Source organism: Kribbella rubisoli, from assembly GCF_004217145.1.
In the GTDB taxonomy this organism is placed as follows: domain Bacteria; phylum Actinomycetota; class Actinomycetes; order Propionibacteriales; family Kribbellaceae; genus Kribbella; species Kribbella rubisoli.
On sequence record NZ_SHKR01000012.1, the window covers coordinates 634,363 to 650,014 of the forward strand.

Below are 15,652 nucleotides of genomic sequence, written 5' to 3' on the forward strand. Positions count from 1 at the left end.
TTGCGCAGTCTAACTGACTCCGAGTAACTTACTGGGAGTAAGTTCCAGCCGAGCGGGAGGCCAGGGATGACTGAGCAGCATCGGATCGTGGTGATCGGCACCGGGTTCGCCGGGATCGGAATGGCGGTCCGGCTGAAGCAGGCCGGGTACGACGACTTCGTCGTACTGGAGCGTGCCGATGACGTCGGCGGCACCTGGCGCGACAACACGTACCCGGGCTGCCGGTGTGATGTGCCGTCGCACCTGTACTCGTTCTCGTTCGCGCCGAACCCGGACTGGTCGTCGACGTTCTCGCCGCAGCCCGAGATCGAGGACTACCTCCGCAAGGTCACCGACGCGTTCGGTGTTCGCCCGCATATCCGCTTCGGTCACGCGGTCGAGTCGGCGAGCTGGGAGGACGGCGGCTGGCGGATCGTGACAAGCGAGGGCGAGTTCACCACGGACATCCTGCTGTCCGGCATGGGTCCGCTCGCCGAACCGTCGTACCCGAAGCTGCCGGGGATCGAGGACTTCGAGGGCGAGGTCTTCCACTCGGCGCGGTGGAACCATGACCTGAGCCTCAGCGGCCGCAAGGTCGCGGTGATCGGGACCGGTGCGTCGGCGATCCAGTTCGTGCCGGCGATCCAGCCCGAGGTCGAGGAACTGCACCTGTTCCAGCGCACGCCGCCGTGGGTGATGCCGCGTCCGGACCGCAAGATCACCGCGGCCGAGAAAATGGTATACCGGCGGTTTCCCCTTGTGCAGAAGGCGATTCGGGCGGGCATCTACTGGGGGCGCGAGTCGATGGTGCTTGGGTTCGCGAAGCTGCCGGCGATCATGAAGCAGGCGCAGAAGGTCGCCGAGAAGCATCTCGCGCACCAGGTCCGCGACCCGCTGCTGCGCGCCAAGCTGACGCCGGACTTCACTCTCGGCTGCAAGCGGGTGCTGATCTCCGACGACTACTACCCTGCGCTCGCGCGTCCCAACGTCGAGGTGGTCACCGACGGGATCGCCGAGGTCACGCCGACCGGCATCGTCACGGACGACGGCGTGAAGCATGAGGTCGACACGATCATCTACGGCACCGGCTTCAAGGTGACCGACCTGCCGGTGATGGACATGGTGCACGGCCGCGACGGCGTTTCGCTGCGCGAGGCGTGGGTCGACGGCATGGAGGCCCACCTCGGTACGGCGATCGCCGGCTTCCCGAACTTCTTCATGCTGATCGGCCCGAACACCGGCCTCGGCCACAGCTCGATGGTCTTCATGATCGAGTCCCAGATCGCCTACATCCTCGATGCGCTGAAGACGATGGACGCGCAGGGGTTGCGGGAGGTCGAGGTACGCCGGGAGGTGCAGCGCGCGTTCGTCGACGGGGTCCGCGCGTCGATGCGGAACACGATCTGGACCCGCGGCGGCTGCACCAGCTGGTACCTGGACTCGGAGGGCCGCAACACCACGCTCTGGCCGTCGTTCACGTTCCGGTTCCGCCGGCTGACCAGGCGCTTCGACCCCGGCGATTATCAGACGCTCGCTATGTGACATCGAGCGTGTTACATTCGATCGGTCGGATCATCCGGGCTGATCGGAGGGCGCGGTGCTGGAGTTGCTCCTCCCGCTCCACGGGATCGGCAGTCGAGGGGACCTGCCGGTTCCGATGTGGCTGGCGATCTACTCCGCCGGCGCCGCGGTCGCGGTCTCGTTCTTCGCGCTCGCTGCGTTCTGGTCGCGTCCGCGCTTAGAGCGGATCACCGGCCGGCCGCTCGGCGTACTGACCCGGATCGTCGACAGCCGCGCGTCCCGCGGCGTACTGAAGGTTGCCGGTCTCGCGGCGCTCGCGTTGCTGCTCGGCGCCGCGTGGTTCGGCGATTCCGAGCCGTCGCGGAACCCGGCGCCGACCTGGCTGTACGTATGGATCTGGGTCGGCATCATCCCGCTGTCGCTGCTCTGCGGCCCGATCTGGCGGCTCGCGAATCCGCTACGCACGATCGCGGGCCTGGTACGGCGTACGTCGTACCGGCAGCTGCCCGATCGGATCGCCTACTGGCCGGCCGTAGGGGGACTGGCCGGCTTCCTCTGGCTCGAATTGGTATACCAGGACGGATCCGAGCCACTCGTCGTCGCCATCGCGATAACCATCTACTCGGCCGTGAATGTTGCCGCAGGCATCGTTTACGGTCCGGCTTGGTATACCACCGGCGACAGCTTCGAGGTGTACGCCGAAGTACTCGCGCGACTGAGCCCGATCGGCCGCGGCGCCGACGGGCAGCTGGTACTGCGGAACCCGTTGGCCGGCCTGGCGACCACGCCGCAGCGCCCCGGCGTCGTCGGCTTGCTGTGTTTGTTGCTCGGGTCAACGGCCTTCGACGGCATCTCCCGTTGGTCGGCGTGGACCCAGCGCACAGGCGAGCTGAGCCGCCCGCAACACCTCGTGGTCTACACGCTAGGGCTCATCAGCGCGGTCGCGATCGTGACGGGCCTGTTCCTGCTGGCCGCCCGGACAACCGCGGCGGTGCAGACAAGGCCCGGCGGGATCGGACCAGCCGGATTGCCTGGTGCGTTTGTTCACTCGCTGGTGCCGATCGCGATCGGGTACGCCGTCGCGCACTACTTCTCGTTCGCGATGTTCCAGGGGCAGGAGGGCTGGCTGCTCGCGACCGACCCGTTCGCGCGCGGATGGGACCTGCTCGGGACCAGCGGGATGCGGATCGACTACGCGTTCCTGAGCACCGGTTTCATCGCGGGGGTCCAGATCGGTGCGATCGTGCTCGGACACGTACTCGGGGTCGTGTCCGCGCATGATCGCGCCGCCGACCTGTTCCGCCGCAGGCAGCTGCGACGTGCGCAGTACCCGATGCTCGCCGCGATGGTCGCCTTCACCGCCGGCGGCATCGCCTTGGTGACGGCCTCATGATCGCGCTGCACATGGGCGGCATCCCCGAGACCGCGATGGTCCTCGGCCCGATCCTGCTGATCGCCGCCTTCATCCGCATCGCCCGCCGCAACGAGGCCAACCTTCCCAACGAGGACGACGACTGGGACGCAGGCCTCGGCGACCTGCCGGAGCAGCAGCGCGACCCGGCCCGTCGCACCTGAACAAAGTGAGGCCCGGAGAACCCCCTGCGGTTCGCCGGGCCTCGCCCCGTTTTCCCCGTGGCTCTAGGCGGCCAGAGCCGGTTCGTAGTACCCGCTCAGACGCGTGGGTGTTGCGATCGAGACGAGCTTGGCGAGCTCGGAGCAGCCGGCGCTGAGCGCGGCCTCGAGCGTGGGCCACTGGTCGACGCACCAGTACGGGTCGTCGGGCTGACGGTCGTTGTCGTCGTCGATGTCGGCGCACCAGCCGCCGGAGCGGATGTGGTGGACGTGCAGTCGAAGCTTCATGGCGGTTCAGCTCTCGGGTTCAGCTCTCGGGTCAGCTCTGGGTTCAGAAGGGCAGTGGACGGCCGGACGGGGTCCGGAGGTCGAGGGTCTGGGTCTGGGTCTGGCGGCGTGTCGTCGTGCTGCGTGGCCGCCGACGGATCTGGATCTGGCGCATCGCCGTCCTCCTGCCTGGTCTGTTCTGGTAGCTATACGGTCGCGCGTGAGTGGTGGTTCACGCATGCGGAGGATTACCTATCTACCTCCCGAGGAATCCCTGATGCGGGCTCGGGGAGGAGGTAGGGGATCGGCTGACCGATGTGTAGGGCTACCTAGGGGCTCAGCCGGTGGAGGGGAGGGCCTTCGGGTCGAGGCCTAGTTCTTCGTAGGCGACCTGTTCGATCTCGCGGGCCATGGCCTCGCGGAACGCCGCGACCAGGGCCTGGCCGGCCAGCGGGATGATTCCTTCGAGCGTTCGCTGGATCTCCGGCCAGCCGTCCGGGGGCATGCCGGCGTTGGTGAAGTCGCGCCAGACGGTCGAGCGGAACAGTTCGACGTACGTCTTGGCGACCGCATCGGCCTGCGCGAACAGTTTGGGCAGCATCTCGAAGATCGCTTCCATCGGGACGCCGAGCTTGATCACCTCGAGGCCGGTGCGGAGCAGGTCCGAGTTCGGGATGCGTAGCCGGCCGTCCTCCAGCCGCTCCGCGATCCCCAGCTCGACCAGGCGCTCGATCACGGCCGGGTCGTACGGCACGCCGGCCCGGTCGGCGAGTTGCTCACCGTCGAGCACCTCCGGCTCGGACGGCGTCCACGGGTTGACGAGGGTCTCGAAGACGCCGAGCGCGAGCGCGCCATCGGGCAGCTCGCCCAGCATCCGCTCGACCGCGGCCAGCGTGTAGCCCTTGTCGAGCAGCTCCCGGACCAGTGTCAGCCGGGCCACGTGATCGTTGCCGTAGTAGCCGGTCCGGCCGACCAGGCGCGGCGGCGGGATCAGCCCGCGTCCGGCGTATGCGCGCACGTTGCGGACCGTCATCCCGATCTTGGCGGCCAGTTGGTCGACAGTGAGCTCCTCTTCCACCCTTGACAGTCTTCCAGACTCCACGTTACATAGTAGATGTAACATCAAGCATGGCGCATGTCTGATGTAAGGAGTCTGGATGGCGATCCCGCTGGCGACCACCGGTACGGCGAGCTTCGGCCAGATCGCGATCGTCACCGGCGTCGTGGGTTTGGTATACCTCGCACTCGCCGTGCTGCTGTGGCGGGAACGGACCGGACGCGTCACGCTGGTAGGTAGGTTTGCGGACACCATCGGGAGACTGGACGGAGTCCCCCGATGGGCCGCGCTGACGCCGTACCTGCACGCGGTCTCGCTGCTCGCCTGCGCGTTCGGGGTGTGGTGGGACATCGCGATCCACATCGACCGCGGCCGCGACACCGGCCCGTTCGGTACGGCGGCGCACTATCCGATCTTCTTCGGGATCCTCGGCGTGATCATCTCGGGCGTGTTGCCGATCGCGCTCGCGGGCAAGCCGCTGCCGGCTCGCACGATCAAGCTGACCAAGGGCTGGCGGATTCCGTGCAGTGCTGCGCTGGTGACGGTCTGCGGGACGTTCGCGCTGGTCGGATTCCCGCTCGACGACGTGTGGCACCGGCTGTTCGGTGAGGACGTCACGCTCTGGGGGCCGACCCACCTGCTGATGATCGGCGGGGTGGTGTTCTCGATCTTCGCGCGGCTGCTTGCGATCGCCGAGGTCGAGCAGTTGGTCGGGCCGAACAGGCGCCGGCTGTTCCAGGAGATCGTGTCGGTCGGCGCGCTGCTGATCGCGTGGGATCTGTTCAGCACCGAGTTCAACTACGGCGTACCGCAGTTTCCCCTTATTTTGCAGCCGATTCTGATCGTCTTCGGCGCCGCGCTGGGATTCACGATCCTGCGGGCGCGGCGTGGGCCGGGTACGGCGTTCGCCGCGCTGGCGGTCTACCTGATCATCCGGGGCGGGATCGCCTGGGCCGTGGCTGAGCCGCTGGGCCAGATCGTCGGGCACTTCCCGTTGCTGATCGTCGAGGCGGTCCTGGTCGAGCTGGTCGCATTTGCCCTAGGCAACAAGAATCGGTTCCGTCTGGGCGCGGTCGCCGGTGCGTTGATCGGGACGGTCGGCGTGGTCGCGGAGTACGCCTGGAGCCACGTCTGGATGCCGATCGCCTGGCCGTCATCGATGCTGCCGTCCGCTCTCGGGTACGGCGTGATCGTCGGAGTCGGAGCCGGTCTCGCCGGGGCGTGGCTCGCGACGCGGTACGCCGAGGTTGCCGGCGAGGAACGGGCCGTCGGGATCAAGCACATCCGGCCGGTTGCGGTCCGGCGTACGCACCAGCTCGGTGCGGTCGGGCTGGTCGCGGTCGCGGCGACGATGTTCTTCTGCGTGCCGCGGTCAGCGGACCCAGGCGTGTCGGGTGTCGTGTCGTTGGAGCGGGTGGCCGCGGGGGCCGAGCCGACGGCGTACGTCACGATCACGATGTCGCCCGAAGACGCTGTTGACGGGGCGCGGTGGTTCGAGGCGCTCGCCTGGCAGGGCGGCGGTTTGGTATACCAGCCGATGGAGAAGGTTGCCGACGGCACGTACCGGTCGGCCGGCGCGCTGCCGATGTACGGGAGGTGGAAGTCGATGATCCGGCTGCACCAGGGGCAGCGGGACATGGTGGCGGCGTGGGTGTACGCGCCGGAGGATGCGGCGATCGAGAAGCCCGCGGTGCAGGTGTCGAACGGGCAGACGGTCGAGTTCGTCAACGAGCAGCAGATCCTGCGGCGCGAGGAGAAGTCCGACGTGCCACGATGGATGTGGAACGCCGGTTATGCGCTGCTCGCTGTGGTCGGACTGCTTGAGATCATCGGGATCGCCTGGCTGGTCGGGCGTGGGTGCCCGCGGCGGGCGGGCGCGTGCGGCTCACCTGGCCAGAGCCGTTCGGGAACGGGAGATTGTGTGACGATCCAGTTGGAGCGGTCCGGGGTCACTGCTCGCGACGGAGTACGGCTGAACGTCGAGGTGACCGGGCCGGCTGACGCTCCGGTGACGGTGCTGCTCGTGCACGGGTGGACGTGTTCGACGCGGTCGTGGCACAACCAGGTCGAGAAGCTGCCGGAGGTCCTCGGGCCTGATGCCGTACGCGTCGTCACCTACGACCACCGCGGGCATGGCCGATCGGAGGCCGCGCCCGCCGGGTCGATGCGGCTTGATCAGCTCGCTGACGACTTGGTGACGGTCCTGGACGAGGTCGTCGGGGACGGTCCGGTCGTGTACGCCGGGCACTCGATGGGCGGCATGACGTTGATGGCGGCCGCGGATCAGTACCCGGAGCTCTTCGGCTCACGCATCCGCGCGGCCGCGCTGGTCAGCACGACCTCGGGGCATCTCACCGAGGGCGCCCTCGGCATCCCACCCCGCTTCGACCCAGCAGCCGCCCGGATCGCTCCCCGAGTGCTGAACGCTGTCGGGGTCAGAGCGGAGAAACGAGCGGCACGGAGAGCTGCCGCAGCTGCCGCAGCTGCCGCGGGAGCGGACGGCGCGGGAGCGGACGTGCTCGGCGACGGCGGGCCGCGCGGTGCGCATCGCGCGGCGCGGTTGGCCGCGGCCCGGCGCCGTGCTGCGGCGGTTGCTGCCACCATCCAGGCGCCTGCCCTTCGGCAGTTGGTGTTCGGGAAGCACGCGGATCCGGCGGAGATCGAGCTGTTCCTGCAAGACCTGGCGATCGTGCCCGGTCCGTCGTACCTCGGGTTCTTCGAGACGATGATGGAGCACGACCGCGGCGATGCGCTGAAGGTGCTCGACCAGGTGCCCGTAGAAGTCATGCACGGCACCCGCGACCGTCTCCTGCCGCCGCGGCACGCGAACCGGATCGCCTCTCAGCTTCCCAGCGCGCGCCTGTGGATGTACCCCGGCGCCGGCCACATGCTCATGCAGGAACGTCCTCGCGACGTCACCCATCGGCTCGCCTCACTCGCTCACAAGGCCCGCTAAGTAACTAACTATTGACTTATGTCCTGGATCGCGCCATGCTGTATATATCCAGTTAGTTACTTCCTTGAAGGGGAGAGCATCATGTCCACAGTCCTGATCACCGGCGCGAACAAGGGCATCGGCTATGAGACCGCCCGGCAGCTCGTCGCCGCCGGCCACACCGTGTACGTCGGAGCGCGCGACGCCGACCGTGGCCGCGCCGCCGCCGACACGCTGGGCGCCCGCTTCATCCAGCTCGACGTCTCCGACGACGCCTCGGTCGAGGCCGCGGCCAAGGCCATCGAGGCCGACGGCGGCCTGGACGTCCTGGTCAACAATGCCGGTGTCGAGCCGCGCGCGGCCGACGGCGGCTTCGTCCCGGTCGCCGAGGTCACCGCGGACGGCATGCGCAGCGTGTTCGAGACCAACGTGTTCGGCCAGGTCCGCACCCTGCACGCGTTCCTGCCGCTGCTGCAGCGCTCCGAGGCGCCGGTCGTGGTCAACGTCAGCAGTGGCCTGTCGCTGGTGCGGGGGATTGCCGATCCGGAGTCCCCGGCCCGCTTCTACCCGGCCGTCGAGTACCCGGCGTCGAAGGCGGCAGTCAATGTGATCACCGTGCAGTACGCGAAGGCGTACCCCGGTGTCCGGATCAACGCGGCCGACCCGGGTTTCACCAAGACCGACCTGAACCACAACTCCGGCACGCAGACCGTCGAGGAGGGCGCGGAAGCCATCGTCCGGCTGGCACAGCTCGGCCCGGACGGGCCGACCGGCCAGTTCTTCGACGCCGCCGGCCGGCTGGCCTGGTGACCGTCATGTCCGACACCAGGCCCAGGGTCGGTTTCATCGGCCTCGGTGACCAGGGCGCCCCGATCGCCCAAGCGATCGCGGACGGCGGCTACCCGCTGCACGTCTGGGCCCGGCGCCCCGAGTCGCTGGCTGTCCTCGACGGCCATGCCTTCACCGCCCAGCCGAGCATTGCCGAACTGGCCGCCGCCGTCGACATCGTCGGACTCTGTCTGCGCGAGGACGCCGACAATCTGCAGGTCGCGGTCGACGGCGGCCTGCTGGCGAACCTGCGACGCGGCTCGGTGCTGGTCAACCTCGGCACCGGCCTGCCACAGGCCGCCCGCGAGCTGGCCCGGCTCGCCGAGCCGTACGGCGTCGAGGTGGTGGATGCCCCGGTCAGCGGCGGCCACGCGGTCGCCCTGGCCCGGCAGCTGACCACGATCGCCGGCGGCGACGCGCGGGTCGTCGAGCGGCTCACGCCGATCTTCCGGACCTTCTCCAAGGAGGTCATCCACGTCGGCCCGGCCGGATCGGGTCAGTACGGCAAGCTGTTCAACAACACCTTGATGATGATGAACCACCAGAACGTCCTCGAGGTGATGCACCTGGCGCAGGCGCTGGAGTTGCCGATCCAGCCGCTGCTCGACGTACTGCGCTCCGGGTCGGCGAGCAGCTTCGCGTTGCAGGCGATCGGGCCCTCGATCACGTCCGCGAACGTGCATCACCTGCAGCCGCTGGAGCTCATCGACATGCAGCTGTTCAGCGGAGCGGTCGATGCACTGGGCGACCAGGCGCACGAGGTGATCGAGCGGGCTGTCGGCGGCGCGCGGGGGCTGGACGAGCTGACCGCGATCGTCGGTGCGTGACAGAGATGAGAGGGTGAACCGCATGGCCGAGCCGACCGCTGAGCGCAAACGGCGTCCCCGCGATTCCGGGGCGACCAAGGCGCTGCTGCTGCAAGCCGCGACCGAGGAATTCGCGGAGTACGGACTCGCCGGTGCCCGGATCGACCGCATCGCCGAGCGCGCGGGAGCCAACAAGAGGCTCATCTACGTGTACTTCGGGGACAAGGATGCGCTGTTCGACGCGGTCGTGGACGAGCAGGCGCGTACGGTGGTCAAGGCCGTCCCGCTGGACGAAGGGGATCTGACCGCGTTCGCGGCCAGCCGGTTCGACTATGTCCTGGCCAATCCGGCGGCTCGGCGGATCGCCATCTGGCGTGGGTTCGAACGAGCCGAGGCGACCGAGGCGGAGTTGGCGAGTTATCGCGAGCGGGTCGAGCTGGTCGAGGCCGCGCAGCGCGAAGGGCGGTTGCGGGCCGACATCCCGGCGGTGGACCTGTTCGCGATCGTGCTGCGGATGACCGAGAGCTGGTTGAGTGCGCCGGCGGGTCTGCGGGCCGTGGCCGGCGAGGACGCCGATCGCCTGAGTGAGCATCGGGCCGCGCTGCTGGCCGCCGTTCGGAGTGTGGTCGAGCCGCGTGGGTGAGAAGAGCGTCACGGCCGGCTGACGGCAACTCGCCTAGGGTGGCGCCGTGCAGAACCTTCTCTCCGATGTCGTGGTCGTCGACCTGACCAGGGCGCTGGCGGGTCCGCACGCGGCGATGATGCTCGGGGATCTCGGCGCCCGGGTGATCAAGGTCGAGACCCCGAACGGCGGCGACGACAGCCGCGGCTGGGGTCCGCCGTTCGTCGAGGGCGAGTCGACGTACTACCTGTCGGCGAACCGGAACAAGGAGTCCGTGACCGCCGACCTCAAGTCGGCCGAGGGCAAGGAGTTCCTGACCAAACTGGTCCGCAAGGCCGACGTACTGATCGAGAACTTCAGGCCGGGCGTGCTGGATCGGCTCGGGTTCTCCACGGAGCGCCTGCACGAGCTCAACCCCGGCCTCGTGATCTTGTCGATCACCGGCTTCGGGCACGACGGGCCGGACGGCGGGCGGGCCGGGTACGACCAGATCGCGCAGGGCGAAGGCGGTCTGATGAGCATCACCGGCGCGGTCGAGCCGACCAAGGTCGGCGCCCCGATCGCGGACCTACTGGCCGGCATGTACGGCGCTTACGGTGCGCTCGCGGCACTGCACGAGCGAGCGATCACCGGCAAGGGGCGCGTCGTACGGACGAGCCTGCTCGCGTCGGTGGTCGGCGTCCACGCGTTCCACGGTACGAAGTGGACGGTCGCGCATCAGTTGCCTGAGCGGGTAGGCAATCACCACGCGCAGATCGCGCCGTACGGGATGTATCGGACCGCCGACACCAGCATCCAGGTCGCTGTGGGTAGCGAGAGTCAGTGGCGGACGTTCGCGCCGATCGTCGGCCTCGATCCAACCGATGAGCGCTTCGCCGTCAATGCCCAACGAGTCGCCCACCGCGACGAGCTGACCGCCGCGATCGAGACCGCCTTCGCCGCCGCGCCGGCAGATGTGTGGCTGGAACGCCTTGCGGAGAAAGGGATCCCGGCAGGCAAGGTCCGCGACTTCCAGCAGGTGTACGAGTGGGAGCAGACGAGGTCCCAGGGTCTGCTGATCGACGTCGAGCACCCGACCCTCGGCACCGTCCAGCTCCCCGGCCCGCCCCTCCGCTTCGACGACAACCCGTACGCCGGTGCCCGCGAGACCAACCTCCCGCCGCCCCGCCTGGGCGAGCACAACGAGTCCGTCCGGGCCTGGCTCGACGACTAGTCGTGCACTTTACGTACGTAACCTCGGGGCATAACCAGTAGCGTGAGAGGATCACCCGCGTGACTGCATTGCCGAGTGTTTCGTACTCCATCACCGTTCGCCTCGAGGTGCCCGCGGGTGGCTCGACGGTGAGCAAGCTGACGACCGCGGTCGAGCAGGCCGGCGGTCTGGTCACCGCGCTCGACGTGACCGCGTCCGGCCACGAACGGCTGCGGATCGACGTCACCTGCGCCGCGGCCGACACCGAGCATGCCGGCCGGCTGGTCGAGGCGATGCGGGCCGTGCCGGGGGTCGAGATCGGCAGGGTCTCGGACCGGACGTTCCTGATGCACCTCGGCGGCAAGATCTCGATGGAGGCCAAGCACCCCATCCGCAACCGTGACGACCTGTCGATGATCTACACGCCGGGTGTCGCGCGGGTCTGCCTGGCGATCGCGGCCAACCCGGACGACGCGCGCCGGCTGACGATCAAGCGCAACAGCGTCGCGGTCGTCACCGACGGTTCCGCCGTACTGGGGCTGGGCAACATCGGCCCGAAGGCTGCGCTGCCGGTGATGGAGGGCAAGGCCGCGCTGTTCAAGCGGTTCGCCGGGATCGACGCGTGGCCGCTGTGCCTGGACACCCAGGACCCGGACGCGATCGTCCAGATCGTCAAGGCGATCGCCCCCGGGTTCGCCGGGATCAACCTGGAGGACATCTCCGCGCCGCGCTGCTTCGAGATCGAGGCCCGGCTGCGCGAGGAGCTCGACATCCCGGTCTTCCACGACGACCAGCACGGCACGGCGGTCGTCGTACTGGCTGCTCTCTACAACGCGTTGCGCGTGGTCAGCAAGGACATCACGAACGTGCGGGTGGTGCTGTCCGGCGCCGGCGCGGCCGGTACGGCGATCCTCAAGCTCCTGCTGGCTGCGGGAGTGAAGGACGCCATCGTCGCGGATGTCGACGGCATCATCCACACCGAGCGCGAGGGCCTGTCGCCGGAGCTGCGCTGGATCGCCGAGAACACCAACGCGGCGAAGTACAGCGGCAACCTGAAGGGCGCGCTCGCGGGCGCCGACGTGTTCATCGGCGTCTCCGCGCCGAACATCCTGAACGGCGCCGACATCGCCACAATGAACGACGACTCGATCGTGTTCGCGCTGGCGAACCCGGTGCCTGAGGTCGACCCGTCCGAAGCCGGCGAGCACGCGGCCGTGGTCGCGACCGGCCGCAGCGACTACCCGAACCAGATCAACAACGTGCTGGTCTTCCCAGGTGTGTTCCGCGGTCTGCTCGACGCGCAGTCCTCGAAGGTCTCGGTCGAGATGGAGCTGGCCGCCGCGAAGGCGCTCGCCGGCGTCGTCACGGACGACGAGCTGAACGCGACGTACATCGTGCCGAGCGTCTTCCACCCCGAGGTGCACACGCGCGTCGCGCATGCCGTCCGCGACGCGGCCGGCGGCAAGGCCCCGGCGCACGAGAGCTACCCGGACGACGCTCCGGCGTGACCGTGCAGGTGGCGGACGAGACGAAGACGGGACGGTCGGTCTGGCTGTGGCGGATCGCGTTCGTCGCGGCGGTGGCCCTGCAGCTGTACGGCGTCTACTCGCCGCGTGAGGCGGGTCCGCATGTCGGGATCCCGCAGATCGACAAGATCGCGCACTGCTTCCTGTTCGCGGCGGTCGCGTTCACCGGGCTGAAGGTCGGCGTACCGGCGCGATGGTTGCTCGGCGCACTGGCCGCGAACGCGATCGTCAGCGAGCTGGTGCAGCACTGGCTGCTGCCGCAGCGCGACGGCGACCCGTTGGATGCGTTGGCGGACCTGGCCGGGGTCGCACTCGGAGCTTGGCTGGGGTTCAGAGCGAACCGTCGTACGCCATGATGGAGGTATGACGGTCTCGACCCTGACCGGATCGCTGCTGGTGGCGACCCCGTTGCTCGACGAACCGCCCTTTCGCCGGTCGGTGATCCTGCTGCTGGACCACGACGACGACGGTGCACTGGGGGTGGTGGTGAACCGCGCCGCCGACCTCGCGGTGAACCAGGTGCTCCCGGACTGGTCGACGGCCGTCGACGAGCCCGGCGTGCTGTTCATGGGCGGGCCGGTCGGGACCGACAGCGCGCTCGCGGTCGCCGAGGTGGTCGAGTCCGCGGACCCGCCCGGCTGGCGTGAGTGCTTCGGCCGGATCGGGCTGGTCGACCTCGACGTACCGCCGGTGCTGCTCGAGGGCGCGATCACCCGGATGCGGATCTTCGCCGGGTACGCCGGATGGTCCAGCGGTCAGCTCGAGGGCGAGATCGCCGAAGGCGCCTGGTACGTCGTCGAGTCGGTGCCCGAGGACGTGTTCGGCCACGACCCGGACACGCTGTGGCGCCGGGTGCTGCGCCGCCAGAACGACCAGATGGCCTACCTGGCGACGTACCCCGACGACCCGACGATGAACTAGCTGAGGAGCTAGCGGAGGCTACTCGCCGCCGTCGTCGCCGCCCTTGCCGTCATCCGGGTTCAGCGAGTCCCAGATCTCTTTGCACTCCGGGCAGACCGGGAAGCGCTCCGGGTCGCGGCTCGGCACCCACACCTTGCCGCACAGGGCCACCACCGGGGTGCCCATCACCATCGCCTCGGTCAGCTTGTCCTTCGGCACGTAGTGCGAGAACCGCTCGTGGTCCCCGCCCTCCAGCGGCTGCGTGCGCTCATCGACAACCGTCTCCGCACCCGGGGTCAGCTGAGTACTCATACCCCCGAGTGTATGACGTCCCACCAGACGATCCGGGAACTTTATCCACAGACTGCCCGTACCCCGACATGCCGTACGACGGTTGTCACATCCGTCAGGTAACGTTCCTGCACGGCCGACAGTCGACTATCGGGGGAGTATGCCGTCCGTGGATTCGCATCTGCCTGCCGCGCCACCCGTCCTTCCGCCGGCGTATCCGGAGCGTGCGGCGTGGGGTACCGCGAGCAAGCTGCGCGCGTGGCAGTCCGAGGCGCTGAAGCTGTATCTCGACGCCAACCCGCGGGACTTCCTCGCGGTGGCGACGCCGGGCGCAGGTAAGACCACGTTCGCGCTGACCGTGGCCGCCGAGTTGCTGCACCGGCGGGTGATCGAGCGGATCACCGTGGTCACGCCGACCGAGCACCTCAAGGTCCAGTGGGCCGAGGCCGCCGACAAGGCCGGGATCGCGATCGATCCTGCGTTCGCCGGGCGGCGCGGCAAGACCAACAAGGACTTCACGGGCGTCGCGGTGACGTACGCCGGGGTCGCGGTCAACCCGCTGGCGTTCCGCGTCCGGACCGAGCGGTTCAAGACCCTGGTCATCCTCGACGAGGTGCACCACGGCGGCGACGCGCTGAGCTGGGGCGAGGGTGTGCGGGAGGCGTTCGAGCCCGCGGCCCGCCGGCTCTGCCTGACCGGTACGCCGTTCCGCAGCGACGACAACCCGATCCCGTTCGTGACGTACGAGGACAGTCACGACGGGGTCTCCCGGAGCAAGGCGGACTACACCTACGGATACGGGCACGCGCTGCAGGATCACGTCGTGCGCCCGGTGATCTTCATGTCGTACTCCGGCGAGATGCGCTGGCGGACCAAGGCCGGTGACGAGGTTGCCGCACGACTGGGCGAGCCGCTGACCAAGGACCTGACCGCGCAGGCACTGCGGACCGCGCTGGACCCGGCGGGCGAGTGGATGCCGGCCGTCCTGGCCGCCGCGGACAAGCGGCTGACAGAGGTACGGCGGCATATGCCGGACGCCGGCGCGCTGGTGATCTCGGGTGACCAGAACACGGCCCGCGCGTACGCCAAGACGCTGCGGGAGCTGACCGGCGAGGCGCCGACCGTCGTGCTGTCCGACGAGAAGGCGGCGAGCAAGAAGATCCAGAAGTTCTCCGAGGGCGAATCACGCTGGATGGTCGCCGTCCGGATGGTGTCCGAAGGTGTCGACGTGCCGCGGCTCGCGGTCGGGGTCTACGCGACGCCGACCTCGACGCCGCTGTTCTTCGCGCAGGCGGTCGGGCGGTTCGTGCGGGCGCGGAAGCGGGGTGAGACGGCGTCGGTGTTCGTGCCGTCGGTGACCCGGCTCCTCGGGTTCGCGGCCGAGATGGAGGTCGAGCGGGACCACATCCTCGGCCGGAAGAACAGCAACGAGGACGGCGACATCTTCGCGCTCGAGGACGACCTGCTGAAGCAGGCGAACCAGGCCGAGGGCGCCAGCGACGAGCTCGAAGGGACCTTCGAGGCGCTCGGGTCGGACGCGAGCTTCGACCGGGTGGTGTTCGACGGCGGCGACTACGGGACGGGCGGCGACCAGGCGTCGGACGAGGAGCTGGATTTCCTCGGCCTGCCCGGTCTGCTGGAGCCGGACCAGGTGCGCGAGCTCCTGCACAAGCGCCAGCAGAAGTCCCTGGCGGCGCAGAAACGCGGCCAACGTGGCTCCGGTGCGCCGGAACGCGAGGACCCGACGCCCACCGAGCTGGCCACGCACGAGCAGATCGCCCTCCTGCGCCGCGAGTTGAACGGTCTGGTTGCCGCCTGGCATCACCGCACCGGCCAGCCCCACGGCGTCATCCACAACGACCTGCGCCGCAAGCTGGGCGGCCCTGCGGCCGCCCACGCCTCCTCGATCCAGCTCAAGGAGCGCATCGAGCTGATCCGCGACTGGGCCACCCAGCGTCGCGCCTGAGCCTCGAGCGTCCCCGCCGCCCCGCTGCTTCCAACGGCCGGCCACTTGAGGGGTTATCCGCGCGTGTTGCTCCTTCTCGCTCTGTACACCAGCGGAGAAGGAGCAACACGCGCGGATAACCCCTCAAGTGGACTCGGGGTGCCTGTAAGAGTCCCGACGTACCCGACCGGTTTCTGGTCGGCCCGTGCAG

Annotated in this window: 15 protein-coding genes; 12 read left to right on the top strand and 3 right to left on the bottom strand. The window is 68.9% G+C overall.

Annotation, left to right across the window (positions count from 1 at the left end; all coding sequences use genetic code 11):
- Window positions 1-66: 66 nt before the first annotated feature.
- The 3 genes from EV645_RS17235 to EV645_RS17245 are packed head-to-tail and all read left to right on the top strand — an operon-like array spanning window position 67 to window position 3,075.
- Window positions 67-1,521: a flavin-containing monooxygenase gene (locus tag EV645_RS17235; RefSeq protein WP_130444897.1), complete on the top strand. Its 1,455-nt coding sequence runs from the start codon at window positions 67-69 to the stop codon at window positions 1,519-1,521.
- Between the two features lie 55 nt (window positions 1,522-1,576).
- Window positions 1,577-2,893, top strand: coding sequence for a hypothetical protein (locus tag EV645_RS17240; protein WP_242000471.1), 1,317 nt, complete (start codon window positions 1,577-1,579; stop codon window positions 2,891-2,893).
- Complete coding sequence (locus tag EV645_RS17245; RefSeq protein WP_130444899.1) at window positions 2,890-3,075, top strand: hypothetical protein; 186 nt, start codon at window positions 2,890-2,892, stop codon at window positions 3,073-3,075. The genes EV645_RS17240 and EV645_RS17245 overlap by 4 nt, the downstream gene beginning before the upstream one ends.
- Window positions 3,076-3,138: 63 nt before the next feature.
- On the opposite strand, the gene EV645_RS17250 is transcribed toward EV645_RS17245, so the two are convergent.
- Both EV645_RS17250 and EV645_RS17255 read right to left on the bottom strand, forming a co-directional pair.
- On the bottom strand, window positions 3,139-3,360 hold the full coding sequence (locus tag EV645_RS17250; RefSeq protein ID WP_130444901.1) for a hypothetical protein: 222 nt from the start codon (window positions 3,358-3,360) through the stop codon (window positions 3,139-3,141).
- Between the two features lie 316 nt (window positions 3,361-3,676).
- Window positions 3,677-4,417, bottom strand: coding sequence for a MerR family transcriptional regulator (locus EV645_RS17255; RefSeq protein ID WP_242000472.1), 741 nt, complete (start codon window positions 4,415-4,417; stop codon window positions 3,677-3,679).
- Window positions 4,418-4,496: 79 nt separating this feature from the next.
- Between EV645_RS17255 and EV645_RS42765 the strand changes: the two genes are divergently transcribed.
- The 8 genes from EV645_RS42765 (at window position 4,497) to EV645_RS17300 (ending at window position 13,226) form a co-directional block, all read left to right on the top strand.
- Complete coding sequence (locus EV645_RS42765; RefSeq protein WP_242000473.1) at window positions 4,497-7,352, top strand: alpha/beta fold hydrolase; 2,856 nt, start codon at window positions 4,497-4,499, stop codon at window positions 7,350-7,352.
- Window positions 7,353-7,433: 81 nt separating this feature from the next.
- The gene (locus EV645_RS17270) at window positions 7,434-8,141 is read left to right on the top strand and encodes an SDR family NAD(P)-dependent oxidoreductase (protein ID WP_130444905.1); all 708 of its coding nucleotides are present in this window, start codon (window positions 7,434-7,436) and stop codon (window positions 8,139-8,141) included.
- 5 nt (window positions 8,142-8,146) lie between these two features.
- Entirely contained in the window at window positions 8,147-8,986 is an 840-nt protein-coding gene (locus EV645_RS17275; protein ID WP_130444907.1) for an NAD(P)-dependent oxidoreductase, read from the top strand.
- 22 nt (window positions 8,987-9,008) lie between these two features.
- Window positions 9,009-9,608 carry a TetR family transcriptional regulator gene (locus EV645_RS17280; RefSeq protein ID WP_130444908.1) on the top strand — a complete coding sequence of 200 codons (600 nt, stop codon included), beginning with the start codon at window positions 9,009-9,011 and terminating at the stop codon, window positions 9,606-9,608.
- Between the two features lie 46 nt (window positions 9,609-9,654).
- A complete protein-coding gene (locus EV645_RS17285; protein ID WP_130444909.1) occupies window positions 9,655-10,800 on the top strand; it encodes a CaiB/BaiF CoA transferase family protein in 1,146 nt (381 codons plus the stop codon).
- A 59-nt stretch (window positions 10,801-10,859) separates the two neighbouring features.
- On the top strand, window positions 10,860-12,287 hold the full coding sequence (locus EV645_RS17290; RefSeq protein ID WP_130444910.1) for an NAD-dependent malic enzyme: 1,428 nt from the start codon (window positions 10,860-10,862) through the stop codon (window positions 12,285-12,287).
- Window positions 12,284-12,661: a VanZ family protein gene (locus EV645_RS17295; protein WP_242000474.1), complete on the top strand. Its 378-nt coding sequence runs from the start codon at window positions 12,284-12,286 to the stop codon at window positions 12,659-12,661. The genes EV645_RS17290 and EV645_RS17295 overlap by 4 nt, the downstream gene beginning before the upstream one ends.
- Window positions 12,662-12,668: 7 nt before the next feature.
- On the top strand, window positions 12,669-13,226 hold the full coding sequence (locus tag EV645_RS17300; protein ID WP_130444911.1) for a YqgE/AlgH family protein: 558 nt from the start codon (window positions 12,669-12,671) through the stop codon (window positions 13,224-13,226).
- Window positions 13,227-13,244: 18 nt separating this feature from the next.
- Here EV645_RS17300 and EV645_RS17305 read toward each other — a convergent pair whose 3' ends face one another.
- Complete coding sequence (locus tag EV645_RS17305; RefSeq protein ID WP_130444912.1) at window positions 13,245-13,517, bottom strand: DUF3039 domain-containing protein; 273 nt, start codon at window positions 13,515-13,517, stop codon at window positions 13,245-13,247.
- A 139-nt stretch (window positions 13,518-13,656) separates the two neighbouring features.
- Here EV645_RS17305 and EV645_RS17310 point away from each other — a divergent pair, with 139 nt between their 5' ends.
- Window positions 13,657-15,462 (top strand): DEAD/DEAH box helicase, encoded by a 1,806-nt coding sequence (locus EV645_RS17310; protein WP_130444913.1) that lies wholly within the window; start codon window positions 13,657-13,659, stop codon window positions 15,460-15,462.
- Window positions 15,463-15,652: the final 190 nt, after the last annotated feature.

What these genes read in the sequence shown, in the direction of transcription:
- EV645_RS17235 (WP_130444897.1), top strand. Translation starts at nt 67, where the DNA reads ATGACTGAGCAGCATCGGATCGTGGTGATCGGCACCGGGTTCGCCGGG.
- EV645_RS17245 (WP_130444899.1), top strand. Translation starts at nt 2,890, where the DNA reads ATGATCGCGCTGCACATGGGCGGCATCCCCGAGACCGCGATGGTCCTC.
- EV645_RS17250 (WP_130444901.1), bottom strand. Translation starts at nt 3,360, where the DNA reads ATGAAGCTTCGACTGCACGTCCACCACATCCGCTCCGGCGGCTGGTGC.
- EV645_RS42765 (WP_242000473.1), top strand. Translation starts at nt 4,497, where the DNA reads ATGGCGATCCCGCTGGCGACCACCGGTACGGCGAGCTTCGGCCAGATC.
- EV645_RS17270 (WP_130444905.1), top strand. Translation starts at nt 7,434, where the DNA reads ATGTCCACAGTCCTGATCACCGGCGCGAACAAGGGCATCGGCTATGAG.
- EV645_RS17275 (WP_130444907.1), top strand. Translation starts at nt 8,147, where the DNA reads ATGTCCGACACCAGGCCCAGGGTCGGTTTCATCGGCCTCGGTGACCAG.
- EV645_RS17280 (WP_130444908.1), top strand. Translation starts at nt 9,009, where the DNA reads ATGGCCGAGCCGACCGCTGAGCGCAAACGGCGTCCCCGCGATTCCGGG.
- EV645_RS17300 (WP_130444911.1), top strand. Translation starts at nt 12,669, where the DNA reads ATGACGGTCTCGACCCTGACCGGATCGCTGCTGGTGGCGACCCCGTTG.
- EV645_RS17305 (WP_130444912.1), bottom strand. Translation starts at nt 13,517, where the DNA reads ATGAGTACTCAGCTGACCCCGGGTGCGGAGACGGTTGTCGATGAGCGC.
- EV645_RS17310 (WP_130444913.1), top strand. Translation starts at nt 13,657, where the DNA reads ATGCCGTCCGTGGATTCGCATCTGCCTGCCGCGCCACCCGTCCTTCCG.